The sequence below is a fragment of the Anaerococcus degeneri genome (assembly GCF_017874475.1).
Taxonomy (GTDB): Bacteria; Bacillota; Clostridia; order Tissierellales; family Peptoniphilaceae; genus Anaerococcus; species Anaerococcus degeneri.
Genome location: NZ_JAGGLO010000001.1, coordinates 623254 through 649368 on the forward strand (window position 1 = coordinate 623254; position 26115 = coordinate 649368).

Annotated in this window: 33 protein-coding genes; 3 read left to right on the plus strand and 30 right to left on the minus strand. The window is 31.9% G+C overall.

The genetic code is table 11. From position 1 onward, the window contains the following. Positions 1–79 precede the first annotated feature (79 nt). Together J2Z38_RS03050 and J2Z38_RS03055 are read left to right on the plus strand one after the other, a co-directional pair. Entirely contained in the window at positions 80–1135 is a 1056-nt protein-coding gene (locus J2Z38_RS03050; RefSeq protein WP_209772288.1) for a CaiB/BaiF CoA transferase family protein, read from the plus strand. 123 nt (positions 1136–1258) lie between these two features. Further along, positions 1259–2869: a DEAD/DEAH box helicase gene (locus J2Z38_RS03055; protein ID WP_225304599.1), complete on the plus strand. Its 1611-nt coding sequence runs from the start codon at positions 1259–1261 to the stop codon at positions 2867–2869. A 52-nt stretch (positions 2870–2921) separates the two neighbouring features. On the opposite strand, the gene J2Z38_RS03060 is transcribed toward J2Z38_RS03055, so the two are convergent. The 6 genes from J2Z38_RS03060 to J2Z38_RS03085 form a co-directional block, all read right to left on the minus strand. Then, positions 2922–3242, minus strand: a complete 321-nt coding sequence (locus J2Z38_RS03060; RefSeq protein ID WP_209772293.1) for a glutaredoxin family protein — start codon at positions 3240–3242, stop codon at positions 2922–2924. Positions 3243–3398: 156 nt separating this feature from the next. Beyond that, positions 3399–4154 (minus strand): EFR1 family ferrodoxin, encoded by a 756-nt coding sequence (locus tag J2Z38_RS03065; RefSeq protein ID WP_209772296.1) that lies wholly within the window; start codon positions 4152–4154, stop codon positions 3399–3401. Between the two features lie 116 nt (positions 4155–4270). Then, on the minus strand, positions 4271–4939 hold the full coding sequence (locus tag J2Z38_RS03070; RefSeq protein WP_209772299.1) for a hypothetical protein: 669 nt from the start codon (positions 4937–4939) through the stop codon (positions 4271–4273). After that, positions 4936–5304, minus strand: coding sequence for a hypothetical protein (locus J2Z38_RS03075; RefSeq protein ID WP_209772303.1), 369 nt, complete (start codon positions 5302–5304; stop codon positions 4936–4938). The genes J2Z38_RS03070 and J2Z38_RS03075 overlap by 4 nt, the downstream gene beginning before the upstream one ends. Positions 5305–5448: 144 nt before the next feature. Then, positions 5449–5856: a hypothetical protein gene (locus tag J2Z38_RS03080; RefSeq protein WP_209772305.1), complete on the minus strand. Its 408-nt coding sequence runs from the start codon at positions 5854–5856 to the stop codon at positions 5449–5451. A gap of 55 nt (positions 5857–5911) precedes the next feature. After that, complete coding sequence (locus tag J2Z38_RS03085; RefSeq protein ID WP_209772308.1) at positions 5912–6229, minus strand: hypothetical protein; 318 nt, start codon at positions 6227–6229, stop codon at positions 5912–5914. A gap of 100 nt (positions 6230–6329) precedes the next feature. On the opposite strand from J2Z38_RS03085, the gene J2Z38_RS03090 reads away from it, so the two are divergent. Beyond that, complete coding sequence (locus J2Z38_RS03090; protein ID WP_209772311.1) at positions 6330–7337, plus strand: potassium channel family protein; 1008 nt, start codon at positions 6330–6332, stop codon at positions 7335–7337. Positions 7338–7419: 82 nt separating this feature from the next. On the opposite strand, the gene J2Z38_RS03095 is transcribed toward J2Z38_RS03090, so the two are convergent. The 24 genes from J2Z38_RS03095 to J2Z38_RS03210 all read right to left on the minus strand — a co-directional run bounded on the left by J2Z38_RS03095 (position 7420) and on the right by J2Z38_RS03210 (position 26064). Continuing rightward, positions 7420–7824 (minus strand): metal-dependent transcriptional regulator, encoded by a 405-nt coding sequence (locus J2Z38_RS03095; protein WP_209772315.1) that lies wholly within the window; start codon positions 7822–7824, stop codon positions 7420–7422. An 8-nt stretch (positions 7825–7832) separates the two neighbouring features. Beyond that, positions 7833–8966: a metal ABC transporter permease gene (locus tag J2Z38_RS03100; RefSeq protein WP_209772318.1), complete on the minus strand. Its 1134-nt coding sequence runs from the start codon at positions 8964–8966 to the stop codon at positions 7833–7835. Next, on the minus strand, positions 8959–9828 hold the full coding sequence (locus J2Z38_RS03105) for a metal ABC transporter permease (protein ID WP_209772321.1): 870 nt from the start codon (positions 9826–9828) through the stop codon (positions 8959–8961). Before J2Z38_RS03105 ends, J2Z38_RS03100 begins: the two co-directional genes overlap by 8 nt. A gap of 4 nt (positions 9829–9832) precedes the next feature. After that, entirely contained in the window at positions 9833–10543 is a 711-nt protein-coding gene (locus tag J2Z38_RS03110) for a metal ABC transporter ATP-binding protein (protein WP_209772324.1), read from the minus strand. Positions 10544–10551: 8 nt separating this feature from the next. Continuing rightward, positions 10552–11493: a metal ABC transporter solute-binding protein, Zn/Mn family gene (locus tag J2Z38_RS03115; protein ID WP_209772327.1), complete on the minus strand. Its 942-nt coding sequence runs from the start codon at positions 11491–11493 to the stop codon at positions 10552–10554. Positions 11494–11765: 272 nt separating this feature from the next. Continuing rightward, positions 11766–12614, minus strand: a complete 849-nt coding sequence (locus tag J2Z38_RS03120) for an alpha/beta fold hydrolase (protein WP_209772329.1) — start codon at positions 12612–12614, stop codon at positions 11766–11768. A gap of 206 nt (positions 12615–12820) precedes the next feature. Continuing rightward, positions 12821–13183 carry a hypothetical protein gene (locus J2Z38_RS03125; RefSeq protein ID WP_209772331.1) on the minus strand — a complete coding sequence of 121 codons (363 nt, stop codon included), beginning with the start codon at positions 13181–13183 and terminating at the stop codon, positions 12821–12823. Beyond that, positions 13180–13395: a hypothetical protein gene (locus J2Z38_RS03130; protein WP_209772332.1), complete on the minus strand. Its 216-nt coding sequence runs from the start codon at positions 13393–13395 to the stop codon at positions 13180–13182. The genes J2Z38_RS03125 and J2Z38_RS03130 overlap by 4 nt, the downstream gene beginning before the upstream one ends. A gap of 28 nt (positions 13396–13423) precedes the next feature. Further along, complete coding sequence (locus J2Z38_RS03135; protein WP_209772333.1) at positions 13424–14617, minus strand: serine hydrolase domain-containing protein; 1194 nt, start codon at positions 14615–14617, stop codon at positions 13424–13426. Between the two features lie 104 nt (positions 14618–14721). Next, the gene (locus J2Z38_RS03140; protein ID WP_209772334.1) at positions 14722–15300 is read right to left on the minus strand and encodes a hypothetical protein; all 579 of its coding nucleotides are present in this window, start codon (positions 15298–15300) and stop codon (positions 14722–14724) included. Between the two features lie 32 nt (positions 15301–15332). Then, complete coding sequence (locus tag J2Z38_RS03145; RefSeq protein ID WP_209772335.1) at positions 15333–16046, minus strand: CPBP family intramembrane glutamic endopeptidase; 714 nt, start codon at positions 16044–16046, stop codon at positions 15333–15335. Between the two features lie 220 nt (positions 16047–16266). Beyond that, positions 16267–17169, minus strand: coding sequence for a carotenoid biosynthesis protein (locus J2Z38_RS03150; protein WP_209772336.1), 903 nt, complete (start codon positions 17167–17169; stop codon positions 16267–16269). Positions 17170–17271: 102 nt separating this feature from the next. Further along, on the minus strand, positions 17272–17583 hold the full coding sequence (locus J2Z38_RS03155; RefSeq protein ID WP_209772337.1) for a PadR family transcriptional regulator: 312 nt from the start codon (positions 17581–17583) through the stop codon (positions 17272–17274). After that, on the minus strand, positions 17583–18827 hold the full coding sequence (locus tag J2Z38_RS03160) for a DUF2812 domain-containing protein (protein WP_209772339.1): 1245 nt from the start codon (positions 18825–18827) through the stop codon (positions 17583–17585). Before J2Z38_RS03160 ends, J2Z38_RS03155 begins: the two co-directional genes overlap by 1 nt. Positions 18828–19011: 184 nt before the next feature. After that, on the minus strand, positions 19012–19404 hold the full coding sequence (locus J2Z38_RS03165; RefSeq protein ID WP_209772342.1) for a DUF2178 domain-containing protein: 393 nt from the start codon (positions 19402–19404) through the stop codon (positions 19012–19014). Next, positions 19394–19606: a helix-turn-helix transcriptional regulator gene (locus J2Z38_RS03170; RefSeq protein WP_209772344.1), complete on the minus strand. Its 213-nt coding sequence runs from the start codon at positions 19604–19606 to the stop codon at positions 19394–19396. Before J2Z38_RS03170 ends, J2Z38_RS03165 begins: the two co-directional genes overlap by 11 nt. Positions 19607–19770: 164 nt before the next feature. Next, a complete protein-coding gene (locus tag J2Z38_RS03175) occupies positions 19771–20376 on the minus strand; it encodes a hypothetical protein (RefSeq protein ID WP_209772346.1) in 606 nt (201 codons plus the stop codon). Positions 20377–20382: 6 nt separating this feature from the next. After that, positions 20383–20784 (minus strand): HIRAN domain-containing protein, encoded by a 402-nt coding sequence (locus J2Z38_RS03180; RefSeq protein WP_209772348.1) that lies wholly within the window; start codon positions 20782–20784, stop codon positions 20383–20385. Next, positions 20772–21587: a molecular chaperone DnaJ gene (locus tag J2Z38_RS03185; protein ID WP_209772350.1), complete on the minus strand. Its 816-nt coding sequence runs from the start codon at positions 21585–21587 to the stop codon at positions 20772–20774. The genes J2Z38_RS03180 and J2Z38_RS03185 overlap by 13 nt, the downstream gene beginning before the upstream one ends. Positions 21588–21638: 51 nt before the next feature. Further along, positions 21639–23168 (minus strand): hypothetical protein, encoded by a 1530-nt coding sequence (locus tag J2Z38_RS03190; RefSeq protein WP_209772352.1) that lies wholly within the window; start codon positions 23166–23168, stop codon positions 21639–21641. 600 nt (positions 23169–23768) lie between these two features. Beyond that, a complete protein-coding gene (locus J2Z38_RS03195; protein WP_225304600.1) occupies positions 23769–24002 on the minus strand; it encodes a recombinase in 234 nt (77 codons plus the stop codon). Positions 24003–24245: 243 nt separating this feature from the next. After that, on the minus strand, positions 24246–24683 hold the full coding sequence (locus tag J2Z38_RS03200) for a GNAT family N-acetyltransferase (RefSeq protein ID WP_225304601.1): 438 nt from the start codon (positions 24681–24683) through the stop codon (positions 24246–24248). Between the two features lie 117 nt (positions 24684–24800). Beyond that, positions 24801–25307, minus strand: coding sequence for a hypothetical protein (locus J2Z38_RS03205; RefSeq protein ID WP_209772355.1), 507 nt, complete (start codon positions 25305–25307; stop codon positions 24801–24803). Positions 25308–25317: 10 nt separating this feature from the next. After that, entirely contained in the window at positions 25318–26064 is a 747-nt protein-coding gene (locus J2Z38_RS03210; protein WP_209772357.1) for an alpha/beta fold hydrolase, read from the minus strand. Between the last annotated feature and the right edge of the window lie 51 nt (positions 26065–26115).

Consider the following 26115-nt stretch of genomic DNA (forward strand, 5'->3'; position numbering starts at 1 on the left):
TAATATCCTAATAATATTTTACCATATTTTAAATATGAAACTTATGGGTAAATTATTAATATAAAGAAAAGAGGATATTATGAATTTATTAGAAAATTTAAAGATACTTGATTTTACTACCCTACTTCCTGGCCCATACGCAACTTGGATGCTAGGAGAAATGGGAGCTCATATTTTGAAAATTTCTGCCCCAGGAAGAAAGGACTTGGTTTTGGATTCTGAACCAAAAACACAAAATGGACTTTCAGCCAATAGAGCATGGCTAAACAACAAGAAAAAAGAAATTTTCCTAAACCTTAAAGAAGAAGCTGGCAAAAAAGAAATCATCCGATTAATCAAAGAGGAAGGCTATAATTGCATCATCGAACAATTTAGACCAGGAGTGATGGCTAATTTTGGACTTGCTTATGAAGACGTAAAAGAAATTCAAGATGATATAATCTACTTAAGTCTGACTGGCTATGGTCAAGATGGCCCATACAAGGACAAGGCAGGACACGATATAAATTACCTCGCCCTTTCAGGTCTTATGAGTTATTCTGGAAGGCAAGAAACTGGCCCTGTCCTCTACGGCATGCAAATTGCGGACATAGCATCTGCCCAAAATTCTGTTATTGGAATCCTTGCCGCCCTTAACAAGAGAAATGAAACAGGACTTGGAACCTACATTGATGTTTCAATCCTAGATTCTGTAATTCCTTTTAATGCCATGGCTGGTGTTGGTGCAATGATGAGTGGAAATAATCCAAAAAGAGAAGAAGATTTCCTAAACGGCGGATCTCTATATGATTTTTATCAAACAAAGGATAACAAATACCTTAGCTTCGGTGGCCTTGAGCCAAAATTTTTCGAAAGATTTTGTAAAATAATAGGCAAGGAAGAATGGGTTGAGAAAGGCTGTGTCTGCCCTGACTTTAAGGAAAAGAAAGAAGTTTTAAGAAAAATATTCAAGAAAAAAACTAGGGATGAATGGACCCTAATCTTTAAAGATGCTGATTGCTGCGTGGAACCAGTCTTAGACCTTAAGGAAGCCTTGCTTGAAGATAAAAACACCAAAATTAGAAAGTCAATCAATACCATAGACATAGATGGTGAACAAATTAAAGTTTACTCTAATCCTATAAAATTTGAATAGACCAACCACAATTAATTATGATAGAATTGAGCTATTTAAAAAATTAGAGGTATAATAATATAAGTATTTGGCAGTTGTCTGATGACGGCTGCTTTTTTTATTGAATTAGTAAAGGAAAAAATAGTGGAATTTAAAGAATTATATATATCAGAAGAAATTTTAAAAGCAATAGATAGTATGGGATTTAAGTCGCCATCACCAATCCAAGAAGAAACCATACCTCCCCTTTTAGATGGAAGAGATGTGATTGGTCAGGCTCAAACTGGCACAGGTAAGACTGCCGCTTTTGGAATCCCAGTTATCGAAAAAATCGAAGCAAATGGATTAACCCAGGCCCTTGTTCTTTGCCCTACAAGAGAACTTTGTATCCAGGTTGCAAAAGAAATAGGAAATCTTGCTAAATATAAAACAGGCATAAAAGTCCTTTCAGTCTACGGTGGAACACAGATTGTAAAACAAATAAAAACTTTAAAAAAAGGTGTGGAAATAGTTGTAGGAACACCAGGAAGGCTAATGGACCTAATGAGAAGGAAGGTCTTAAAACTTGATAATCTCAAGATAGTTGTCCTTGACGAAGCCGATGAGATGTTTGACATGGGTTTTAGGGATGACATGAAATTTATCCTAGATGCAACAAACGAAGACAGGCAAACCTGCTTTTTCTCAGCAACTATGGGCAAGGAAATTACAGAATTTTCTAAAATCTACCAAACTAATCCTGTTACAATCAAGATTAAGGCAGAAGAACTAACTGTAAATAAAATTGACCAATATTTTATAAAATTAAAGGAAACTGATAAGGAAGAAACCTTAAGAAGACTTTTAGAAATCAACCAACCAAGACTTGCCATTATTTTCTGCAATACCAAAAGAAAAGTTGACAGACTTGTAGAATCCCTAAGCAATAAAGCCTACCTTGTTGATGGACTTCACGGCGATCTCAAACAGTCTCAAAGAGATGTTGTTATGAAAAAATTTAGAAATAATACCATAGATATTTTGGTAGCTACAGATGTTGCTGCACGTGGGCTTGATGTAGATGATGTTGATATGGTAATAAACTACGACCTACCTCAACTTGATGAATATTACGTTCATAGGATAGGTAGGACTGCTCGTGCTGGCAGGAGTGGTCTCTCATATTCTCTTATTTCTGGCAGGGATAATGATAGGCTTAAGGCTATTGAAAAATACACCAAGGCTACAATTAAGCAAGCACAAATCCCAAGCCTAGTCCAAATGGATAGAAACCAAGAAATAGCTGTAGTTGAAGACATCATTGAGAAACTTGAAAATTATACTAGCCTTGAAAAAGAAAAATCAATTCTCATTAGGTTAATGGAAAAAGGTTACGATCCCTTTGTTATTTCCCAAGTCCTCTTGTCAGATAAGCTAAATAAAGACAATCTAGATCACCACGAAAAAATAGCTGGTGTTGACACTCCAAAGGAGAAACCTAAATCTCCTAAGAAAAAACCTAGCAAATATAAGGACGAAAACATGACAACCCTCTTTTTAAACAGGGGCAAGATGGACAATTTCACCAAGGATAAGATAATAAATGCCCTAAATAGACTGGCCCATGTACCAAATAAAAAAATTGGTCAAATCAGGATTCAAAAATCTTATAGTTTTGTGGATGTGGAAAAAAGTGTGGTTTATGAATGTATAAGGACTATGAACAACAAAAAAGTCGCAGGCAAAAAATTAAAAATAGAAGAGTCCCAAAACTAAATATAGAAAAAAAATGATGAGCTATGAGAAATTCTCCCTAGCTCACCATTTTTTATTCGCTTTTTAAAACTTCTTGTCTATTAGCCTTGTTTTCCTTAGCTTTTTCTAGGAAGTTTTCTTTGGCGTAAGCAATGATATCGTCTGATTCATACATGGCCTTGCCATCTATTACCATACAAGGCACTTGGACCTTGCCTCCCACTGCAATTAGCTTATCTTGGTTTTCATATCCACAATTCACATCTTCAGTATTGTATGATGGAAATTTGATAATGTCATTTTCCTTAAAGAAGTTTAAAACCTTAAGGCAAAATGGACAATCTGGTTTAAAATAAAGTTCAAAATCCCATTCTCTTTTAATTTCTTTTCTCATAATAATCCTTTCTTTCTATTCTCCTATATTCCTACCCTATTCTTCTTATAAAAAACTTTCTTTTAAAATTATTTCATTTAAAAAGCAAATTAAGGAAAATCCTCAATCTGCCCGTTCATCATTTTATATTGTGTTTTTCCATTGTCCCTTCATTTCTTATCCCATTGTTTTATCCAGCAAATATCTTTCCTTACCCCTTGTCTTTTTGCCGTATTCAATTGCTCCAACAGGACATTTTGATATGCAGGCTACACAATGGGTACAAGACCCATTCCAAACTGGCCTTCCATCCTTATAAGAAATATTATTTAAAACGCAAACTTTCTGGCAAAGGCCGCATGAAATACATTTATCTGTCGCATAAAATTTCTTATCTTTTGTGATATATTTGAAAAATATGGGATTAATGATTGCTGATTGAAATTTACCGACTATACCAACTTTCCTTTTTGGAAATTCTTCCTTGTTTTTTATGTATTTAGCAATATTGCTAATCTTACTTTTAGCTTTTGCGATTATTTTCTTGTTTGTTTCTGGATTATCAAGATCAAAAAGCATGATATAATTCTCAGGCATTTTCATTCCATAAAGTCCCATGAAATTAAGACCTAGCTTGTCGATATCTTCCTTTATGTAATCATAGGCATTTCCGCAAGAATCTCCATAATTCATCACCGCATAAAAATCCCTGCTTCCTTTAAAATCACAAGTCAGCAAATATTTTGATAAAAATATCGGAACCCTCCAAGAATAAGTTGGAGAAACAAGGATGAAGGGACTATCAGATTCAAAAACACCAGGTCTGCCCTCTTTTATATAATAAAATAAATCTACCACCTCGTCCTCAAGTTCACTTGCCAAAGATTTTGCAAGATACTCACTATTTCCAGTCCCAGAAAAATATAAAATCATTTCTTCTCCTTAAATAATATCAATTTTAAAATATTCCCCTAAAGGATTTATTATTTTCATAGCCCAAATCGCACTCTTTCACTTTGTATAATCTCTTAGAATCATTAATCATTCTTCTAAGCAAGCCACCAAGTCCCGTCATGTCTTTGGTAGAGGTTGCCAATCCTTTCTTCGATAATATTAGAATTAAAATCTTTTATAATTAGCTTATCATAATAAGAATAATCTTCACTTGCTATATTCTTTTCGTCATCCCAGCCTTCTTCTATCCAACGATTTATATAGACCTTGTCATCGTCTATCAAAATTACCGATTCGTTTGCTTCTAGGCTTAGAGTTTTGCTGTAAGGATAGTAAATTTCTAGGCTCTCAGAGTCTTGGCTTATTAGGTGGAGGTTATTTCCTATGAGCTCAAGATTATAGGTTGATAAGTCTTTGATTTTGTAGTCAAAAACTTTTTCCAGGATTTGTCCTGGATAATATTTATAAATATTTGCAAATCCCTCATTAAAGTCTACTTGCAAAATATAAAAAATCCCGTCAATAAATATCGGCCTTCCATAGCTAATATTTTCTTTTTGTTCAAATGGGAGGTAAATTTTTCTTGTTTGATAGTCATAAAATCTTATTACAGATCCTTTATAAGACCCATCATGTTTTATGATGTCTTCAATCTCGAAAAAATCATCCATATCAGATGTTCCATAGGCAAAACGATCCTGGCCTGGTATTTCATCTACATATTGACCTGTAATTTCTTTAAATTCTTTATAAATTTTTTTCATATTTCTCCTTCTATTGTCCACTTTAATTTTATTGGGTAAATTTCTATCACATAGTAATCTCTATCTATACCAGGTTCTGGGAAAGATTTGGCAAGGTCAATTGTGACTTCTCCTAGCTTTACTTTTCTAAAATCGTCCTTATTTCCAATAATAATATACTGGGCTCCCAAATATTCAATGAAGCCACCAACAATCTCTCCTGGCATAGTTTCAAAAGGCTTTTCTATGTCGACTCCTAGCTTATCAAAGTAGGCTGCCAATTCTAGGTAAGATTTTCTTATCTCTTTAATATAATTTCTGCAATAAGCACAATCACAAATGTCATCAAAATCTTTATAAAATTGTCTGGTTTTTTCTATAGTCATTTATCTAATCCCAAAATCCCTTTCTTGGTCATAATCTAATACGCATCCCAATTCGCTTGCTCTTTTTATGAGATATTTTATATTTACAATCAGAATACTTGAAGTATTCTTTTATAAAATATTTCATATCTTGGTCCCATTATTTCAATTTTTTATAAAAATATAATTATAAATAAAAACTACTCCAGCCAGTGCCAGTGCAAAACCAAGTCCTGTGTAGAAAAATCCTATAAAAAACTCAGATATTTTCCCACTTGCACGAAGTCCAATACCCATAGACATCATAAAGACCATAATCAAATAAGATTTTAAGTCGAAAAAATTCCAAAATGGTCTTTTATCTTCATAGGATAGGATCCTTTTGGTGTGTTTTTCGCTCATCTTAAAAAACATAAGTCCAAAAATAATGAAGATCAAAATAGTTAAAATATACAAATACCAATTCTTATCAATCAAACCAAAAGACAAAATCCCAAGTCTTGCCACATTAAAACCCGCGATTAGCCACACTATGCCAGCTATCAATAATAAAGTCCTTTTTTTGACTTTCAATATTTACTCCTTTTATTAATTAAAATTCCCGAATTATCTATATATCTAGTTTTTTCTAAATTTTCCTAAAAACTCTATCCCCAACAAAGGATCCTAGAAGAGAAATAAATCCATAAGCAAATACATAAATCATGGCACTTTCATTATAATAAATAAATATACTTGGTAGAAATATAAGCATCACAAAAATTGGATAAAGCCAAGAAAATGAATTTTTCACACCATAAGCTAAGGATGTTAAAAAACAACCTAAAGGCATCAAGATTAACAATATTATCATAGCAGATCCAGTATCTTTCATAAGGGTTGGCAATAAATAAAATATTCCAATATTTATCAATAAGTAAGGCAACTTTTCTTTTAATTTTTCCATAACCTAACCTCCTAAATATATATAAATTATACCCTATCAAAAAGTAGGTATAGCTTTTTCTTTCAAAATATACTATAATCAAGTCAAGAAGGAGCTGGGTATGGAAGAAAAAAGAAAACTCAAATTAATTTTCGTAGCCTTTGTACTTTTGCTAGTTGTTGGCGTCCTTGGCTATATGTTTTTATTAAAAGTAGACTTTGTTGATGCCCTCTACATGACTGTGATAACCATATCTACAGTTGGTTTTGGTGAAGTAGGCGCAACTAGCGATGCATCTGAACTATTTTCAGTTTTTATGATTTTTTTAGGTGTTGGTATAGTTGGTTACACCTTTACGACTGTTGTAGCGATGTTTGTAGAAGGAAAACTTGGCGACTTATGGAAGGGAAGCAAGATGGATAAAAAAATATCAGCTCTAAGTGATCATTACATAATTTGTGGTTCAGGCGAGCTTGCAGAAGTAATTATAGATAAATTTATAAAAGAAAAGTTAGACTTTGTTGTCATTACAAATAATCGTGAAGACTTGGATGATTATAGCCACCACGATATTTTGGTAATAGAAGGCCAATCCACAGAAGAAAATGTCCTCGAACACGCTGGAATCATGAAAGCCAAAGGCCTAATTTCCACCCTAGAAACTGAAGTTGATAATATTGTTACAGTCTTAACTGCAAGGAATATGAACAAGGATATATACATTATTTCAAACTCCATAACAAAGTCAGGCAGTGATAAGCTAATGAAAGTTGGTGCCAATAAGACCCTATCAGCCACAGAGATAAGCGGCAAAAGAATGGCTTCTCTCGTGATCAAACCAAACATTATTTCGTTCTTAGACGTAGTCACAAAAGTCGGTGATGTTGAGCTTGACCTTGAGGAAGTAATAGTCAAAAGTGGTTCATACCTAGAAAATAAAAACCTAATAGAAGCACAAATCCCAAACAAAACTGGCCTAATAGTCCTAGCTATCAAAAAATTTGAAGATGGAAAAATGATTTTCAACCCACACGGTTCCTACACATTTAAAATTGGCGACGTTTTAATAGTCCCAGGCCAAGAAGAACAAATTGATAAATTAAGAAATTTGGGGGATGAAAGCAAATAAAAAAGCCAAGTCAAAATCTTAGGAGAATTTAATTCGAATTTGAATTTGAACTTGGCTTTTAAATTTTAATTTTTAAAAAATTTCACTTATTTTCGTTAGTATAAATTCTTTTCCCTTTTGGGGATATTGTTGGATAAGCTAGGAACTTATTTAAAGCGGCGAACATTTCATCGCTTGTCACATGTTCTAACAAATCCGATTGGTCATGGACAACTTCTCCACTTAGACCTAGGACATCCACTAGGAAGCATTCCCAAATCCTATGTTTAGAAAGAATTTCTTTGGCTTCCCTATCTCCCAAGTTGCTTAGGTAAATCTTGTTTTTTTCCTGAATTACTAGGCCATCATCCACAAGTTTTTTGATCATTTCACTAACAGATGGTCTACTTATAGAAAAGTAATCAGATATATTTTTGTTGCTAGTATAGCCCTTGTCTTTTGAAAGTCTGTAGATAGCTTGAATGTAGTCTTGCCTAATAGAGTTCATCTTATACCTCATAGTCCGTAATCTTTTATTAAACTTACATATAAGATTCTACCCTTTTCAGTTAGTTTATAAATACCTCCATCAACCTCAATCTTATTTTCGGATATAAGGATTTGACTATATTTTTCAATATCTTCTTTTTTCCATGATAAGTGCTTATAAATTGTCGACAAGCCCAACTCTTCACTTGCATCTACTTGGCCGTGATGATTACCAACATGCATCAAAAAGGCATCTTTTTTAAATTCCCTATGATTTTTCTTTCGGGTCAACATTTTCATCAAAAATCCATTTTTATTAAATAAAAATGTTAAAAGAAAAGTTATACCAGCTATAGTTGCAGACATACCCGACATAGACAAATTATAATACATGGCTAAAACAAATCCAAGTATAGAATTTATTATAGCATAGAAAACTGAAATTATAATCATAGTTCTGAGATTTTTGCTTATCAGATATGCACTCGCTGCTGGAGCAATCAAGAAAGATATTACTAAAATTGCCCCTACTGCCTCAAAGGCAACTACTGTTGTAAATGATGTTAGGGTCATGAGGGCATAAAACAATAACACTTCTGAAAATCCTGCAATTTTTGCAAATTCCGAATCAAAAGTAGTTAGTTTTAGTTCTTTAAAGAATACGACTATAAAGGTTAAATTTACTAGCCCAATCACAGACATTTGCAAGAGAGACTTTGGTATCTCATAGCCTAAGAAATTCATAGTATTCAAAGGCGCCATGATTACCTCACCCATTAAGACAACATCCACATCTAGATGGACATTTCTCGCATACTTTGTAATAAGTATAACTGCCAGGGCAAAAAACATTGGAAATACAATTCCCACTGCATCATCATTTTTTACAAGTTTGGTTTTGGACAAAGATTCTATGGATAAAACTGTTATTATCCCAAAAATCGCCGCTCCAAATACTAGGTAGACTGAAGTAATATCCTTAACTATGAAATAGGCTAGGACAATTCCCAAAAGAATTGAATGGCTAATTGCATCGGCAAGCATTGATAGCCTTCTTAAAACTAGGAATACTCCAATTAGAGAACAAGCAATAGCTGTGACGAGAAGAACCAACAAGGTTTGATAATTAGATATAAAAGAATACCTTAAAAAATCAAGCATATTTTTTCCTCCCAAGCTGTTTTCTAATCCCTCTAGGGCCGATTAACATAGACACTAGGGAAATAAAGCTCATTATCAAAATAATTGTAGATCCTGTACTCATTCCATCATAGGCTGTTGAAATATAGGTGCCTATAAAGGCTGATACCCCACCACAAATGCCTGCAATTGTTAGCATTACATTGAATTTATCAGTCCATTGAAGGGCTGTAATTGCTGGCACTATGAGCATGGATGAAATCAAAATCGCCCCAACAAGCTTAAGACCAGTTGTGATTAAAAGCATGGTTGCAAGGAGTATTACTGTGTTCATTATGCCAGGTTTTATGCCGATTGTTTTTGCATAAACTTCATCAAATACATAGACCTTTATTTCTTTATAAAAAGTTAATAAAAGCAATATTGAAAAAATTGATACTATAAAAATTATCTTAACATCATTTTTCATAATATATGAGGCCTGACCAAAAATATAGTTTTTTAGGCCAGATTGAGAAACACCAGCGTAAGTAGGATTTCCTTGGATATAGGATTTTAAAACCATACCTAGTCCAAAAAAGGTCGATAATACAATAGCTAAAGTCGCATCGAGGTCAATTTTAGAGTTATTTGCTATCATATCTATCAGGAAAAATGAAATAGCTCCAGCAATAGCCGCTCCAAGCAAAAGAACAAGTGGAGATTTTTCCATTGATAGCATAAAGGCAATTACAATACCAGGATAAGTAGAGTGGCCAATAGCATCTCCTATCAATGACTTGCCCTTTAATACACTTATAGATCCAATTATGCCTGTGGCCATGGCAAGAATTACTGTACCAAGGGCTACTATTATAAAAGAATAATTTCTAAAAATCTCCATAAGCTTACCTCACAAAGGCCTTGTCGACATTTTCTTTAGTAAATGCCTCGCTTACTGGACCTTGGGCAATGACTTTTTTATTTAAAATCACTATATGGTCAAAATATTTTTCTATAGTATTAAGGTCATGGTGGACAACTATTGAAGTTTTTCCCTTATTTTGAGAATCTTTCATAAAATCAAAAATAATTTTTTCTGTCACCTTATCCACACCTGCAAGAGGCTCATCCATAAAATATATGTCTGCATCTTGGCAAATGGCCCTAGCTATGAAAACTCTTTGTCTTTGACCACCTGAGAGTTCTGAAATTTGCCTGTCTTCAAAGTCTTGCATGCCAATTTTTTCTAAGGCTTTTCTAGCAAGGCCGTAGTCTTCCTTGGTCGGTCTTTTGAGCCAACCAAGGTGGACATACCTACCCATTAGAACAACATCTAAAACAGTTGTAGGAAAATCCCAATTTACTGAGGCAGTTTGTGGTATATAGGCAATTTTTTTCTTAACCTCGTCAAAGGACTTGCCCATGATAGTCACAGATCCTGATAATTTTTTCTGTAAATTTAGGATTCCCTTGATCAAAGTAGATTTGCCAGCCCCATTAGGGCCTATAATCGCTGTTATTGAATTATTTATTATATCTATATCATTATCCCAGAGGACTGGCTTATCTGCATAAGCTATAGTCATATCCTCTACTTTTATGATTACATCCTTCAAAATTCCACCTATTTCAAGTTTTCTACAATCAAGTCAACATTATGCTTGTACATATCAATATATGTGTCACCGGCTTGACCAACTGGTGCTAGAGAATCTGAGAAAAGTTCTTTGCCCTCACCTGATACAACTCTTACATCAAAACCCTTAGCCTTAACAGCTTCCTTTAATTTTTCCATCCTCATTGGGTCAGTTGTTGATTCTGCAAAAATGGCCTTGATTTTGTTTTCTACAATAAAGTTTACAGTATCTTCAATATCCTTGTTGGCAACTTCGCTATCTGTAGACACACCTTGTGGAGCCTTTACAGGAATATTATAAGCCCTTGAAAAATAATTGAAGGCATCGTGTGGGGTAATCAAATACCTACTAGCTTCTGGAATAGAGTTGATTTTTTCCTTATTTTCCTTATCAAGTTCATCAAGCTTAGCAAGATAAGCTTCTAGGTTTTTCTCAATATTATCTTTTTCTTCAGGAAGAAGTTTTTCTAGATCTTCTGCAGCATTTTTTGTCGCTTCCTTGTAGAGTTTTATAGAAAACCAAAAGTGTGGGTCAACTACAACTTCTCCATCTTGTTCCATTTCACCAATATCTTCTTTTTTGAAAGTTCTGGCAACTGCAGAACCACTCTTCTCTAAAACATCAACCATCTTGCCCTCAAAGTGAAGACCATGGTATAAAAGAAGATCAGCCTTCTTAATTTTTTCTAAATCTTGTGGTTTTGCGGTATAAAGATGTGGGTCTTCGCCAGCAGGAATTATAAGTTCCCTGTCAACCTTATCCCCAACTAAGTTATAAACCATATCATACAAGAAAGAGGTTGTAACGGTAACTACCTTCTTGCCACTATCTTCATTAGCACCTTCAGATTCTACTTTCTTTTCGTTTTTTGAACATGAACTAGCAATAATAAGCATAGCTAGGACCATTAATATTTTTTTTAATTTCATATTTCCTCCAATAAATTAAATATAATTAGAAGTTAGGTATGCCTAACTATTTATAGTATAGCCCCAGCTTTTATTTTTGTCAATTATTTTTTGATAATAATTATCATTTGATTGTAGTTGTAAGAAAAAATTCACATTATCTAGGAATTCAATTTTAAAACCTATGAAAAAGAGTCTTAAAAGACCTAATAATCTTAAAAGACTCTGCTATTATTGAAAAAACTAATATTAAATTTTATCATCGCTTCAACTTACGATTAAATTTAATAAATTTATTTAAGATACTTATTATATTTTAAATAAATTTTATGGATTAAATCTGAAAACTCTTCAGACTTTGACTCCATAAGTCCATGGCTGGTATTTTCAATAAGATACAATTCTTTTTCTGGCGCCTCTAGCTCATCAAAATATTCTCTCGCTAGTTTGTAATTAGCCTGATAATCCATATCACCATTAATATTTATATTGGGAACTTGATAAGTGTACTTTCCTTTTATGGAAAAATCCTTAAATTCATCTGACCTATAAAAATCAAAATATACTTTAATGTCTCTGCCAAAATAAGCAGCCCAATCTTTTATTGAGTAATTCGGATTGAATAAAAGAGTTGTAAAAAGATTATAATCTGAACCATCTTTCATCATATCGTATCCATATTTATTTAAAATTGTATTTTTTATTTTGATATTTTTCAAGTTGATTTCTTCAGGATTGTAAGTTTCTAATAGGTTCATATCTACATTGTCATTTGCTGCCCATTTTATCGCCTCTTCTTTAAAGGCCTTTTCATTTTCTACAATATCAACTATTTGGCCGGTGCCAATATATAAATTATAATAATTAGGATAGGCTTGGACGAGATTTGCCCCATATAATGACCCCCAAGAATGACCCAGAATACTTATTTTATCAACTCCCAGATATTTTCTTAGAAATTCAGTCATTTCTTTGCCATCTTCCATAAAAATCTCTCTCGTTAGCTTTATATTATTTTGATTTTTATCATAACTTTTTCCACAATTTCTCTGATCCCAAGTCACAACTGTGAAAATATCCGCCCATTTTCTTGTGAAAGCATTATCAATTTCACTAGTAGCTGAGCCAGGCCCTCCGTGCAAATAAAGTAAAACTGGATTATTTATATCTTCACCATAAATGTTTATCCACTACTTTGTTCCGTTAATTTCAACATACATCGACTCATTTATTCCACCCTTTGGCCTTGATTTATTAAAACACTTCCCCAAAATTGTAGTCCCAAAATCAAAAATATTGATATAAGCAAAATAGACAAAATTATTTTCAAAAATTTTTTCATAGTATTTTAAATTTCCCAAAACCTATACATTTCGAAACTAAGTATTACTAGAATCTGAGTCATAGCAAGAATACTATTTATAAAAAACTTATATTTTTCTTTCTCACTAGCCTTGTTATAATATTTTCTAAATCCATTAAAAACAAAATATGCCATTAAAAGAATTAGAGGTAAAAATATTGCACTTTGAACCATGTATGAAGCCCTGATTCCAATATTTCCAGTACCATAGCCATGGCTAAGTCTAAAAAAAATAATTAGCAAATTAATAAATGATATTGACATCAAAACAAAAATAAAATATGAATCCTTACGAATCTGCGCAAGATTCTTTAAATTTCTCTTATTTTTTATCTTCTCTTTAATCAAGCCCCTAGAATAACCTTCACCAAACCATATATGCCAGCAAGAATAAAAAACACCATAAATAAAATATTTGTAAGAGCCTTAGGTGTAGATATAAGAAAATCTGAAAATTGGATCTCAACTATCTCATTTTCTTCATACCACCAATTTCCCAAATCTTCTTCTCCATAGGAAGTTACTCCCAAAGCACTAATAAATTTTAGTGGTCCTGTCATTATCCCACGAGTATTTAAAAGAAGACCTTTAGGGAACATCCATTTTAATTTTAGTTAAGTCAGAATCTTTAAATTTATCAAAAATTAATTCATACATATCGTAATTATAAATAGTTTCATGGGCTTGATTAGTAATAAGAACCATTACAACCCCACTAATAGGATCAAATTGCAACATAGCTGAGCAATCAAAAGTATTACCCCCATGGCCAATAGTTCTAAGGCCATACTCACTTGCAAAAAAACCATAGAAATTTTTAGGAATCTCTGTTGGTCCGTAAAAACTTGTAGGAGTGTAAATCTTTTTTAGAGTGCTTTGATTTTTAAAAAGTGTAGAAAAATTATTATCACCAGAAGTAAGAGCACGAGCTAATTTTGCCAAATCGCCTATTGTGCCCATTGCACTGCCAGCAGGATAAAGATGAATATAATATATTCCAGGTCCTTCAATTTTTTCTCCCTTTGTGTCATAACATTTAAGCTTAAGTCTTTGATTTTTAACCCACTCATTATCATCAAATACAGGACTTATTGAGCTATGGTCCATCTTTAGAGGTCTAAAAATATTTTCATGAACATAATCTACATAATCCATACCTGAAACTCTCTCGACTATAAAAGCTCCAAGAGCCGCTCCCCAATTCGAATATCCTGTATGTTGGCCTGGCTCATAGATTTGCCTGGGTTGATTAGTGCTAAGAGTATCATCAAGGCTTTTTATTTCCGAAGGATCTGTAGTTTGGATAAAATATGTATCTTGGAAACCCGCCTTATGATTCATTAGATCTAAAATAGTAATTGGCTTGTCATAACTTAGATTATTGAGGAAATTATCTGGTAAATACTCCCTTATATCCCTATTTAAATCAATTTTATCAGCTTCATAAAGCTGCATAATAGAAACCCAAACTAATAGTTTAGAAATTGATCCCCACTCGTAAACAGAATCAAAATCAGCCTTAAGTCCAGCTTCCTTATCCAAATATCCAAAATAATTTTCATAAATAATTTGATTCCTGTCGTACACAATCACATTTAGACCATAAGTTGTATCCTTATTATTGCCTAAATAACTTTCTATCTCTTGTGGCAAATCTTCGTATTTTATTCCAGATGGTAAATATTTTTGTGCTTTACTCGCCAAACTAACTGGTCCAAAGATAATAATAAAAACTAAACTGAATATTAATGAATATACAAACGACTTTACTAGATTTTTCATAAAAACACCCCATTTTTCTTATAATTTTATAATAGAAGCAGATTCTATTTTTTATGTAAGAATAATATTAGGAATATATAAAGTTTTTAATTATAATAATTCTACTAATATTCCCCTTTTTCCGTTTCAAGTTTAATTAAAACTTCTGTATGGGGTAAATATTTTATATCAGCCAAAACATTATCATAAGGTCCCCACTTTTCCTTTTCTCTATCGTATGTTTCTCCATTAATATCAAAGATTTTTATCTCGCCATTTTTTGTATATCCAATCAAATGATACTTTACAGAATATTCATTGTTGTAATCTCCCTCAAAGCTTACATAATCTAGCTTTATGGATTTTGGATTGTCAAGATATTCCAAATCTAGTATTGGTGCTTTTAATAAAAGATAAATACCCAGAACAGAAAAGACAAGACAAATCCACCAAATAATACTTGCTCGATCCCTCTCCCTAAAAAAATAGGTCGCAAAAAGTGTTGTACAAATAATCAAACTAATAAAAACTCGTAAAATGGCGTCACATATTAATCCTATTAAGCCCTCTCGATAGTAGCCATTAGAATTTTCTAAGATAAGATAAAAAGAAATTATCCCAATTACTCCAAGTATTATTAAGATAATTATAAAGATAATTATAAAGACAATCCTTCTTATTTCCAAATATTTCCTACGATTCATCTATATCTCCTGTATTATAAAATATTTTAGTTTTAATCCAAATCATCCTTCTTATCTAATTTCAATAAATATAAACAATAGAAAATAGCCACTATAATTGTAAGAATAATATAGATCCATTTTGTCACTTGGTTTTCTACACCAAATTTTGAAAAAGCATTTATTAGGCTATGGGCGATAATACAAGGAAATAGGCTGTTCCTTTTATAAAAAATAATAACCAAAATAAATCCCCAAGCAATGGCAAAAATTATTTGAACTAGGGTTTCTAGACTTGCTTGACCTGCAAAAAGATTAACAATATGACCAAGACCGAAAGTTATGCCAACTATAACTATAGCTTTTTTAGGCCCACTTTTTTCTTGCAAAGCCTTAAAAAGAAATCCACGAAAAATTATTTCTTCTATATAGGCAATTAATATCATTGATAAAACTGCCCACAACTGTGAAAGTCCAGTATAAGATAAGCTAAATCCACCCCATAGATTCCCCGTTGCAAGAATCCAGACTGGAAGAAAATATAGATATCTTTTTGAATTTTTTGGATACTTATCTAAACCATATTTCTCAACCAGCTTATATTTCTTGATAAAAGTTGTAATTATAATAGATAACACAAGAAGAAATAAAAACATGAAGATACTAGCATCCCCAAATTTCCCCATAATTGGTGCAGCCAGCAAACAATAAATAAGGATCCAGAAAAGTGCAAAATTAAGCTCGTTTTTTTGATAAAGTTTATACATCGGCTTCCCCTAATTTTTTAAATATATGTTGAGTCTTAGTGTTATTTTCACTATACTTAGCAAAAATACTGGAGCTAGTTTGTATAAAAAATTTTACAAATTAAATAAAATTATTTATTGAATTTAAATATAAATATTAAAAAAATACACCCCAAAATCAAATTTAGATTAGGAATGTATTGAAAACTATATTAAATTTAATATTCACATATTATCTTTATTATTTTTCCTTTTCTATATTAATAAGGGCAAGAAATATAGTTAGGGCGAACAAGAATATGGCGAATATACCATAAATCGGTATAGCTTGTACTATGCCTAGTTTTATTAATCCAACTATACAGTAGGCATAGATAGCAAACCAGAATATTATCAATGTCCAATCTTTATTCTTTGCCAATCTAATTTTTTCTCGATTTCTCATTAACTCGGCTAACAATTTTATAAAAATAAATGTCCGTAAAAGACAAAATGCAATGCAGGAGAACCATTCATTACTTATTTTATCTAGGAAAAGGGCAAGATAAGAACAGATTCCTACAAAAATCACTCCACCAGATCCTATTAAAAGTGACTTGCCTAGATTTATTTTTGACTTGTTATTTTCCTTTTCCCAACTTTTTAAGGTCATGTAGACTATGGATGGGACTTCAAACATATAGCCCAGGAAATTGACCCAAATTACTGACATAAACATATGGTGGTTGATTGCTAGATTTATTTCTCGACCGTCCCAGACCCAGAATCCACCGTCTAACCTAATCGCAACAACGTCCAGCAGCAGATCCATGCTTACTATTAGCCAACCAGCGAATAGGGCTGTCATTAATTTATTAAAATGAAATTTTCTCGCAATTCTTAGGGCACATACTGTTATCCCTCCCCACATGAGGCCTCCAAAAAATGGGAATTGATAGGGTCTGAAGCAAATGCTTATGAAAAAATCGTCGCTGTAATGGTAAATATCAGTTAATCTTACTGCCAAGAGTTCTAAAGAAAATCCTGCCAATGCGCCAGAAATCAAGAGCCCAAATTCCCTATAATTTCTAGATTTATATATGTCTACAACTAGTAATATCACTATAAAATAGCAAATTAACTCAAAACTATTTATCCAATTCATTTTTACTCCTAATAAAAATCAATATATTTCAAATAAAATTCAATATAAATTTATACAAAAAAACAAGTAAGCTCCTATATTATAGAGCTTACTTGTATAATTTTATTTCTCAAAGTAATTTTCGTAGTTAGAGACTAAGAGCCTTAGCCTTTGAACTTCGTCTTTTAAAAGATCCCTACCTTCATCTGTAATAATGTAATGCTTGCCTTTTTGATCCGCTTCTACTCTTCTTATCAAATCATTTTCTAGAAACTGTGCCAATAAGGCATAAAGAGTGCCAGGTGCTAGTCTTATCCTTCCCTTGGTTATTTCCTCGACCCAGGATGTGATTTCTGCTCCGTTCCTCACTTCTCCCAAGGCCAAAAGGGTAAAATACATTGGTTCTGTTAGGGTTTGAAATTGATCTCTTGCCATTATTTTTCCTCGAGTATCTTTTCTATATCTTTTGTGACCTTTTCGTCATAGATATTGCCATCAACTTCCAAAACTACTTTTCCACTTAAAATCAAATATGAATCTTCATCGGAAAGGCTGTAAGTCTTATCATAAGCAAAATCTTTGGAAATATCTTTTACAAATTCCGCCCTATAAGGATGATTTTTGGCATTTTTAAGATTTCTATTGAATAAATCTTCTGCAAGACCTTCTGATTTTACAAGAGTTTTTCTTATATTAAGGTCATAAGATTTTGCTCTAAAATCTTCACAGCTTTCTGCCAACAAACTTGTAGCTTCATTTCTTATTGAGAAATCATCACTTTCTTTTGTTTTTAAGTCATCTCTCATCGCAAGCTTAGCAAGCATACCAAGATTAGATATGGTAAATACCACAAACATTATTACTGGGATTAAGGCAAATAGCAATTTTTTCTTTCCTTTTTTGGCATCCATAAGTTTTACTTTTTTGATAAAGTAAGATATAAGAATAGCCATAATAATTATAGGAATCACAGAGATAATTATTGTTAGCCCATAACCCATTTCCAGCTGATTTATTACTAATGCAATAAAAGCCAAAATTACTAATACTATTGATAAGACTGGTATTAAAGCTTGTAACCTTCCTATAGCAAGCCTAGAAAATTTCAAATTTTTTATTGATTGCACTTTCTTATTTCTAATCTTAAAACTTATATAATCACATAAAGATAAGAGTGAAAATATAAGAAACATGCTAACAGCTGGAACCATAAAGAAAGGGAAATTAGAATAATATATTTCACTTGATCTTATTCGAGCGATGTTAGACATGGCCAAAAAGGCAAAAATAAAACTATTTAAACTTAATGTAATCAATTCCCCCTTAACGCCTTTATTTAAAATCTCTATTTCGTATGAATCGTCATCATATAGTGAATCTGCCCCTTCTTCGTCAACCTTATAAAGATTCATATTAAAAGTCCTATCGACCAGGTGCCAACCGTATTCATCCGCCATTTGATCATAATCGGAGAGTTCTTCCTTAGAAAACTTAGTAAATAAACTCTCATTTGCTGCTAAAGAAAACTTATATTTTATATCAGCAGGTTCTATCTTTTTAAACTTATGGACAAAGGGAAGTGGAATTTTATCTATTTGCCAACCTTCCCTTGCCATTTCTTCGTACCATTTTTCCATAAGACCAAAATTAGTATAGGTTAAAAATCTAAACTTTAGCATCTCTTACCTCCTTTTAAATATCGAATCTCGATATTTGTTGATTTAATTATATATCGATACTCGATACTTGTCAATATAAATGAAACATTTCAAATAAAAAACCACCTAACCATATCTTTAATAGACATGGACAAGATGGTTTAATAACTTCTAATCGTTTATGTTTCAACATCTGCGAATTTTTTTAATATTTTTTCTCATAATGACTGCTGACGAAAAATGTTATAAGAGGAAAGGATAAAATTCCTATGGTCAAAATACTTGCAGGCAAATAATCATTCTTAGAAAAACAAATCACAGCAACTATACCCATGATGAGCATTAGAATTGGTGTCATTGTAGCATTTACCTTATCCCTTATTTTCTCATTTCTTTCATCATTTACATTTATTCTATAGAATGGATCTTCCTCCATTCTCTTATTATGACCTAGGCTAACACTTGCAATAGTCACACTTATTGTAAAAATAAAAAGCATAATTCTATTTAATGTCTCATTTTCTTCAAAAATAAACATAGCCACCAAACTCATAAATCCAATTACATATCCTAAATACCAAATTTTCTTATTTTTCATTGTCGCTCTCCTCCTCATATATAAAAATATCTTCTATGGCCATTTCAAAATATCTTGCAATCTTAAATGCCAAGATAATTGATGGATTATATCTTCCATTTTCCAAAGAACCCACAGTTTGCCTCGATACTTCAAGAATTTTTGCTAAATCTTCCTGGGTAATCCCTCTTTCTTTACGAATTTCTTCTAGTCTATTTTTCACATTTATCAACCCCCAATGTTAAGCTAGCTTTACATTCATTATAATAAAATTGTAATATTATGTCAAGTTTACTTTCCATTTGTGGTTGAAAATAAAACCTAATTTAATCTACTCCCAACGTAAACAAACTAGGTTTCCTCAATCCTAATAATATAAATTTTTCTTTATAATTCCTCCCAAATTTCGTACAAACTTTTACCATCAAATAATTTATAGTAAAAGGCATCATAGGTAGTATCAAAAGTTTTTTCATCTCCTAGAAATCCAATAATTATATCATTAGAAACACTTATTATCGCATCTTTCTTATTATATGAAAATTCACAACCATTCTTAAATTCTTTCCAATCATAGGGAGTAAAAATACTTTTCCCAGAGATGATTTTCTCTAAGTCTTCTACTAAATACTCTGTAAAATATTCATCATCTGAAATTACATAGTTGGTCAAGTCTGGTTTTAAAACTTTCATCATTGCCAAATCATAAACCATCCTTGACATTTCAATCTTACTTGCTTCTATTTTTATTTTATTACTTGTTTTGCTTCTTAAAGAAATGGCTTTCGCCCGTAAATCTGAAAATTCACCAAAAATATTAAAATACCTAAAGCCATTTTCTAAGAAGCTTTTAACGCCCCTTTCTATTTTTAATTTATCCCTTACATGGTGTGAGATAATAAAAGCATTATCTCCAGATATCGGTTCAAAATTCATAACATGGCTATCTTTTAGACAAATATTATCCCAAATCCATTCGTAATTATAATACATTTTGCCCTAACTTTCATGAAGGTAAATCTTAATTTTCATCCTTGCCCACTTACCACGCATTTCCTTTTCCATTACTTTTGCAAAAAGAACTTTCCCAGAATCCATGAGCCTTGAAAATACAACATTGTCTTGGCGAGGTACATAGCCGATTTTTTCTTTTCGAAGAGTTTCTATTCTGATTGCCTGGGGATCGTGCTCATTTTCAATTTCTCGATAAAAAACCAATTTATCGTCAATCTTTAATGTTGAATATATTCCTTCAATGCCTTCAACATGTGTTGTTCCTGCCACATAGGTATCGAAAAGATAAATATCCTGCTCAAAAGGCCTTGGTATATCTATATCTCCACCGGTGTTTACAAGATAATCAATTAGATTGTTTTGATCTTTTTTTATTAAATCAGCCATTTTTTATCCTCTAATAATTCTTTAATGTATTCTTCCTGAGTTCTTATTGCTTGCTTGTAAGCTTTCAACCTTTCTTTTAGGTCATTAAGCTTTTCTGCCTTTTTCTCTTCGTCCTCAACATAAATTCGCCAAGTATAGGGAGGGATTGATTTTATTGTTCCAATACTGCTTTTTATTTTCCTAAGTAAATCTTCTAGCCTTTCTATTTCGTCTTCCATAGATTTAAGGGATAAAGATTCATCATCTTCCGTTTCTCCGCTAGTTACAATTGTATATATAACCTGCAAGGTATTTAAATCACCATTTTTATATGATTCTGTTGAAGCAACAAATAATCTTTTTTCTTTATCTGTGATATTTGGATTTATATCGGGATGGATTTTCTTTACAATCTTCTTATATATTTTTTTTATTAAAGCCGTATCTTCCTCAGATAAGGCTTTTGCTCTTGAATGTTCTAGGGCAGCCTTTAATTGAGAAATAGTATCTTGGAGTTTCTCTTTGTATTCATGAAATTCTTTATCAAGCTTTGTCTCAATTTCTCCAAGGTCTATTTTTTCTTGTCGATTTATCCTTGCTTGGATAAGAGATTTTTTTCTGCGCAAACGTAAATAGTCATTAAAGGCCTTATTTACCCTATAAGTAAGGCTTCCAAAAGTTAGCATATAGGAAGTTTGAATATTTTCACAAACAACATACAAAAGATTGTCCCTTTCAAAAATAAGATCTTCTAAGTTTTTTTTGAGGTCTTGAATCTTTTTCTTTTTATTTTTATAATCTTCTAGTTCAACAATTTGTCCCATAGCATAACCTTTCATATATTATTTACATACATGCACAAAACTGAGTAATTATCAACCCACACCCATTATAAATTTCATTCTTTCATAGATAAGGTAAGGATAAGTGACTTTTTGAACTAGCTTATCCCAATCAAGGATTTTTTCAGCATTAGTGACTCCTTCTGGAAGAATCAAAGACCCGTCCTTTAAGCTAATTGAAGGCGAAAATTCTAAGACATCGTCCCTATACCTTATAGTAATTTTCCCGTTTGGGCCAATATCGCTTATATTTTGACAAATAAAAGTTGTTCCGCTACAAGCATTATTATCCAAGTATGGATTTTCAATCTCTTTCAACTTGTCATCTTCTGTGATTTCTAATTCTTTAAGAGATACACTAGCATTTTTGTACTTTGGAATCACTAAATAACATTCTTGGCCATTTAGATATGGCATATCTCCACCTTCACTTTGTTTAATAGCAACCAACATATTAGGCTCTTCAAAATCATAAGTAAAGGCATCTAAGTAAGCTTGTAATTTTCCTAGACTATCTTTTAGACTTTGATCATCATATGCTCCGCCAAGATAAATTATAAAGGCCTTGTTATTTTCATCATTAGGGTCAATTCCTAAATCTCTTGCTATCCTCAAATATTGATCAGAAATTGGATTATCATCAAATTTATCTTTCCTTAGTTTTAAAATTAGTGGAGCCCGTCTCCTGTCCGCACTTTCATAATTGGCGAAAACAAAGTTTGGAATCCCCACTTCGTCTATAAAAATTTGGTGATTTTTAGAATCGTAATTATCCCAAAGGTCATTAAGGATAAGGCCTGTTAAATTGCTAGGATTGCTTGTATAAGATAAATCTGTAACATCCCTACAATAAATTTTTGTAAACAAGTCTCGGTCTTCCCTTAAACTATTTTCGATTATCCCTAGAATTTCATCCCTATCCACACCAAAGTTTTCCATAAGCTTATCATCATCTATAAAGTTTCCATCAGGAAGGGAAAAGTTATATACATAATAATTTGTAAATCCACCATTCCAAATATCGTAATTTTCAATCATCACGCTTAGGATTTTCTCATCTTGATAAACAGAAAAAAATGCACAGATGCCAGTATCAGAGCCTTCCATATTATCCTTATTATTTTCATATGTATTTTTTATATACTTAACCAGGTCATCAATCTCATCATTAGCTGTCTTAGCATCAGGAGAATCCAAAAGAATCCTAGGCACGTGGATTCCAAATCCATAGCTTTTTGCAGAATCTATATATTTCTCATCAAATAAGTCATTCCATACCTCCCTGTCCTCAACAAAGGAAGACAAAGACCCAATCTTAGCTCCTTCAACAGGTTTTAAACTTTTAGAAAGCTTTGAATTTTCCCTATTAGAATCGTCAGAAACAGTTTTTTCCTTATTGATATTCTCCTTAACAACATTTTCTTTAACTGCTTTTTCTTTGACAGAATTTTCATGGCCTACATTTTCTTTCTCAAGATCAGGAGAATTTTGTTCACCTTTGCAGCCAGCAAGAAAAACTACCGTAATAAATAAAATAACTAAAGATTTAAAATATTTTTTCATAAGATCCTCCAGATAAGAAATCAACTAGCTTTAAATATATAATATTTTATTAAAAATTCCCCAGAAAAACAATTTCCTTAAATAATTTATACCCATTTCAAGATAAATAAGAATAAAAAAATAAGACTTTTAAGATAAATTCAAACCTAAAAATCTTATTAAATATTTATTTTATCTTCTAAATATATGAAAACACTTCTATATAAAAAGAGTAATCACTAAGTTCTCCAAGAAAATCAATATTTATCCTATACTATGACCCATAAACTAGAAACTTAACCATAACTATCTATCTAAAACTATTTGATTTTACAGCTCATAATTTATTGAAACAAGTTATCATTCCAAACTAATTTTACCAAATTAGTTAGAACTGCAATTCGTTCAGCAATCTCATACTTACCAAATGAGGCATACGATTTAAATCCAAGATTGTTATCTGCAATGAATTTCATAAATTTAGGATTGTTTTGATATGCCAAATCACCAAGGGATTCACAATAGATATTTATTAAATTTAAGTCCTATTTTTGATTTATAATCTGATTTCTCTTATTTGCTGAATTATTCCAACTGAAAAATCATCATTCTTTTTCTAATCTAACAACGCTTTCCACATGCCTTGTCTTTTGGGGAACATAATTTTTTATCCTCGTCATTCTTGTAGGAGCACAATTTATTAATATCATTATCTTTAGCATTTTTTCTTTTATCTTTGAAATTATTAGAATTTTGACTATCTTTAACTCCTTTTTTGAAATAGAATGTCAGGTCATATGGATGGACTGTTCCGTCTTTGTCAATTCTGCCCACCACGACTTTATCAACTATCATTCAAAAACATCTACTGTATACTTCTTTAATATGTCGACCTTACTCTTTAGCTCTTTTTAATATTTTTCGCACTTGATTTCATATCCATTTTTTTCTAAATATTTTAGCATTTGTAAGGCTATATCTTTCTTTTCTTCGATAATCAATTTTTTATTTACTTACTAATTTAAAGTTAATAATTACGATAATACCCTTATCAAAGAATTTTTTAATAAAAACACCTATTAACTTGATAGAAAATTACTAAAATTTATGGTAAAAACATGCAGAATCTTCCAAATCCCAAGCACCTTGTTTTGCATAAAAATTATAGGCTTGAGAGTTTTTTAAAGTAGTAAAAAATGCACCACTTATACCTCTTTGCTGCAATTGTTTTATACTGGTTTGGTAAAGTTCTTTTGCCAGACCAGTCCCCCTATATTCTTCAGAAATAAAAAACTCATCGATATAAAATGTTAATTCAGTGGCATATCTTCTTATATGACCAATTAATGCACCAATTATTTTATCTCCATCGATAATTACATTGCCAAAAAATTTAGGAAAATCTGAAATATCAGTTAAAGATTCGAGGGCTGTTTCTACTGTCCGTTTATTATTCCAAGGTGGGGCATTATAGACATCTACCATTAATTTTGCTAATTCTTCTAAATCTGATTTTGATATTTTTCTAATTTCCAAATTTCTCTCCTCGTAATTTTTTGCTTAAATTTATTTTGCTTATTATCGTGTATCAGTCACATTTTTTAAAGGGATATTTCTCGTACTTCTTTTGTGTTACAACTTTCAAATTTTATTTTATAATCCAAGTAGTAGCACGTTCCACGCTTCTACTATGGATACGATTGGAATTAGTAAAAATGGCCACAAGATAAAATGTTCCTTAATGGCCAAATGTTTCATCCAATTTCCAAATTCGTAGTCCTCATGTCCTTCTGTGCCTGGTATGACTATCCTATCCTTGTACTTTCCTTGAAACAAAAGTACATCCAATAAAAAGAAATCTCCCAAGTTTAATATTATCCACTGAATATAGCTCATCCAGAAAAGATCTCTAAGCTCTCTTATTCCAGTATGTAAAAGAGAGGTCACTCCATATATAAATACGATTCCTGAAATTATAATCGTAAGTATTGCATTTATTCTTTTTTCTTCTTTCGTCATCTTTTCTGGAGCAGAATTTTGTATTTCTTTTGGATAGGAATCGAAGAAAAATCTCGGGTTAATCAGTACAAAAGCTGCCACTGCACCGTTAAAGATAGCAGCCATTGCAATTCCATCTAATATTGCTCGTGTTATATCCATAATATTCTCCTTATTTGTTTCCCAAAAAGACTTTTAGCTTCTCAGCGTATTCCTTTGAATGTTCGTGGAGAAATTGTCCATGGCCCATTCCTTCAAACACCTCTGTCTTCATTTGCGGAAGATAATCTCTTAATATTTTTTCACTTTTCGCAGGGATAGGCTCTTCACTTCCTCGCCAAAACATTACTGGATTTGAAAAGTCGGTTAAATTTTTTGGAACTTTGTAATGATAGATAAACTTGCAGACATTTTTAATAGTATTTTTTGAAATTTGCGGATACATCATTTCTATTACGCTTAGATTATCCTTGCCCATAATTTTATCTAATAAAAATTTAGGTATCGGCTTTTTATTTTTGATTCTACTTGTACCAATGATAAAAGCACAGGTAAATGGCCTTGCCTTCAAACCCAACTCGGCAGTAATCGCCGCATCTAAAAGGACTTTCGAAGCAGAAATATTTCCTATTGCAATTAGTTCAACCGCAATGGTTGCTCCCATAGAAAATCCACATAATCCATAGACGCTCCCGCCCATTTGATTTAATATGTAACTTTCTATGGAATCTATGGTTTCTTCCATTGAAGTTAAATCTTTTGGATTACTTCCATAATGTCCGTCCAATTCACAGAAAATTACAAAATAATCTTGCAAATAAGGCAGAAGAGGTTTGAAACATAGGTCTGCAGTTGAGGCAAGCCCGTGAATAAATAATATTGACTTATTATTTCTATTTCCGTAGCTAATAAATTTCATTTAATTCCTCATTATTTAAATTTTTCTCAAAAGCAAGTAAAAATATCCTCT

Excerpts from the sequence above, each read along its gene's own strand:
- J2Z38_RS03050 (WP_209772288.1), top strand. The coding sequence starts at position 80 with ATGAATTTATTAGAAAATTTAAAGATACTTGATTTTACTACCCTACTT.
- J2Z38_RS03060 (WP_209772293.1), bottom strand. The coding sequence starts at position 3,242 with ATGAGAAAAGAAATTAAAAGAGAATGGGATTTTGAACTTTATTTTAAA.
- J2Z38_RS03065 (WP_209772296.1), bottom strand. The coding sequence starts at position 4,154 with ATGATTTTATATTTTTCTGGGACTGGAAATAGTGAGTATCTTGCAAAA.
- J2Z38_RS03070 (WP_209772299.1), bottom strand. The coding sequence starts at position 4,939 with ATGAAAAAAATTTATAAAGAATTTAAAGAAATTACAGGTCAATATGTA.
- J2Z38_RS03075 (WP_209772303.1), bottom strand. The coding sequence starts at position 5,304 with ATGACTATAGAAAAAACCAGACAATTTTATAAAGATTTTGATGACATT.
- J2Z38_RS03085 (WP_209772308.1), bottom strand. The coding sequence starts at position 6,229 with ATGGAAAAATTAAAAGAAAAGTTGCCTTACTTATTGATAAATATTGGA.
- J2Z38_RS03090 (WP_209772311.1), top strand. The coding sequence starts at position 6,330 with ATGGAAGAAAAAAGAAAACTCAAATTAATTTTCGTAGCCTTTGTACTT.
- J2Z38_RS03095 (WP_209772315.1), bottom strand. The coding sequence starts at position 7,824 with ATGAACTCTATTAGGCAAGACTACATTCAAGCTATCTACAGACTTTCA.
- J2Z38_RS03100 (WP_209772318.1), bottom strand. The coding sequence starts at position 8,966 with ATGCTTGATTTTTTAAGGTATTCTTTTATATCTAATTATCAAACCTTG.
- J2Z38_RS03105 (WP_209772321.1), bottom strand. The coding sequence starts at position 9,828 with ATGGAGATTTTTAGAAATTATTCTTTTATAATAGTAGCCCTTGGTACA.
- J2Z38_RS03115 (WP_209772327.1), bottom strand. The coding sequence starts at position 11,493 with ATGAAATTAAAAAAAATATTAATGGTCCTAGCTATGCTTATTATTGCT.
- J2Z38_RS03130 (WP_209772332.1), bottom strand. The coding sequence starts at position 13,395 with ATGACAGGACCACTAAAATTTATTAGTGCTTTGGGAGTAACTTCCTAT.
- J2Z38_RS03135 (WP_209772333.1), bottom strand. The coding sequence starts at position 14,617 with ATGAAAAATCTAGTAAAGTCGTTTGTATATTCATTAATATTCAGTTTA.
- J2Z38_RS03140 (WP_209772334.1), bottom strand. The coding sequence starts at position 15,300 with ATGAATCGTAGGAAATATTTGGAAATAAGAAGGATTGTCTTTATAATT.
- J2Z38_RS03145 (WP_209772335.1), bottom strand. The coding sequence starts at position 16,046 with ATGTATAAACTTTATCAAAAAAACGAGCTTAATTTTGCACTTTTCTGG.
- J2Z38_RS03150 (WP_209772336.1), bottom strand. The coding sequence starts at position 17,169 with ATGAATTGGATAAATAGTTTTGAGTTAATTTGCTATTTTATAGTGATA.
- J2Z38_RS03155 (WP_209772337.1), bottom strand. The coding sequence starts at position 17,583 with ATGGCAAGAGATCAATTTCAAACCCTAACAGAACCAATGTATTTTACC.
- J2Z38_RS03160 (WP_209772339.1), bottom strand. The coding sequence starts at position 18,827 with ATGCTAAAGTTTAGATTTTTAACCTATACTAATTTTGGTCTTATGGAA.
- J2Z38_RS03165 (WP_209772342.1), bottom strand. The coding sequence starts at position 19,404 with ATGAAAAATAAGAAAATTTGGTATTTAGGATATGTAATTGGATTTATG.
- J2Z38_RS03175 (WP_209772346.1), bottom strand. The coding sequence starts at position 20,376 with ATGTATTATAATTACGAATGGATTTGGGATAATATTTGTCTAAAAGAT.
- J2Z38_RS03180 (WP_209772348.1), bottom strand. The coding sequence starts at position 20,784 with ATGGCTGATTTAATAAAAAAAGATCAAAACAATCTAATTGATTATCTT.
- J2Z38_RS03185 (WP_209772350.1), bottom strand. The coding sequence starts at position 21,587 with ATGGGACAAATTGTTGAACTAGAAGATTATAAAAATAAAAAGAAAAAG.
- J2Z38_RS03190 (WP_209772352.1), bottom strand. The coding sequence starts at position 23,168 with ATGAAAAAATATTTTAAATCTTTAGTTATTTTATTTATTACGGTAGTT.
- J2Z38_RS03195 (WP_225304600.1), bottom strand. The coding sequence starts at position 24,002 with ATGATAGTTGATAAAGTCGTGGTGGGCAGAATTGACAAAGACGGAACA.
- J2Z38_RS03205 (WP_209772355.1), bottom strand. The coding sequence starts at position 25,307 with ATGGATATAACACGAGCAATATTAGATGGAATTGCAATGGCTGCTATC.
- J2Z38_RS03210 (WP_209772357.1), bottom strand. The coding sequence starts at position 26,064 with ATGAAATTTATTAGCTACGGAAATAGAAATAATAAGTCAATATTATTT.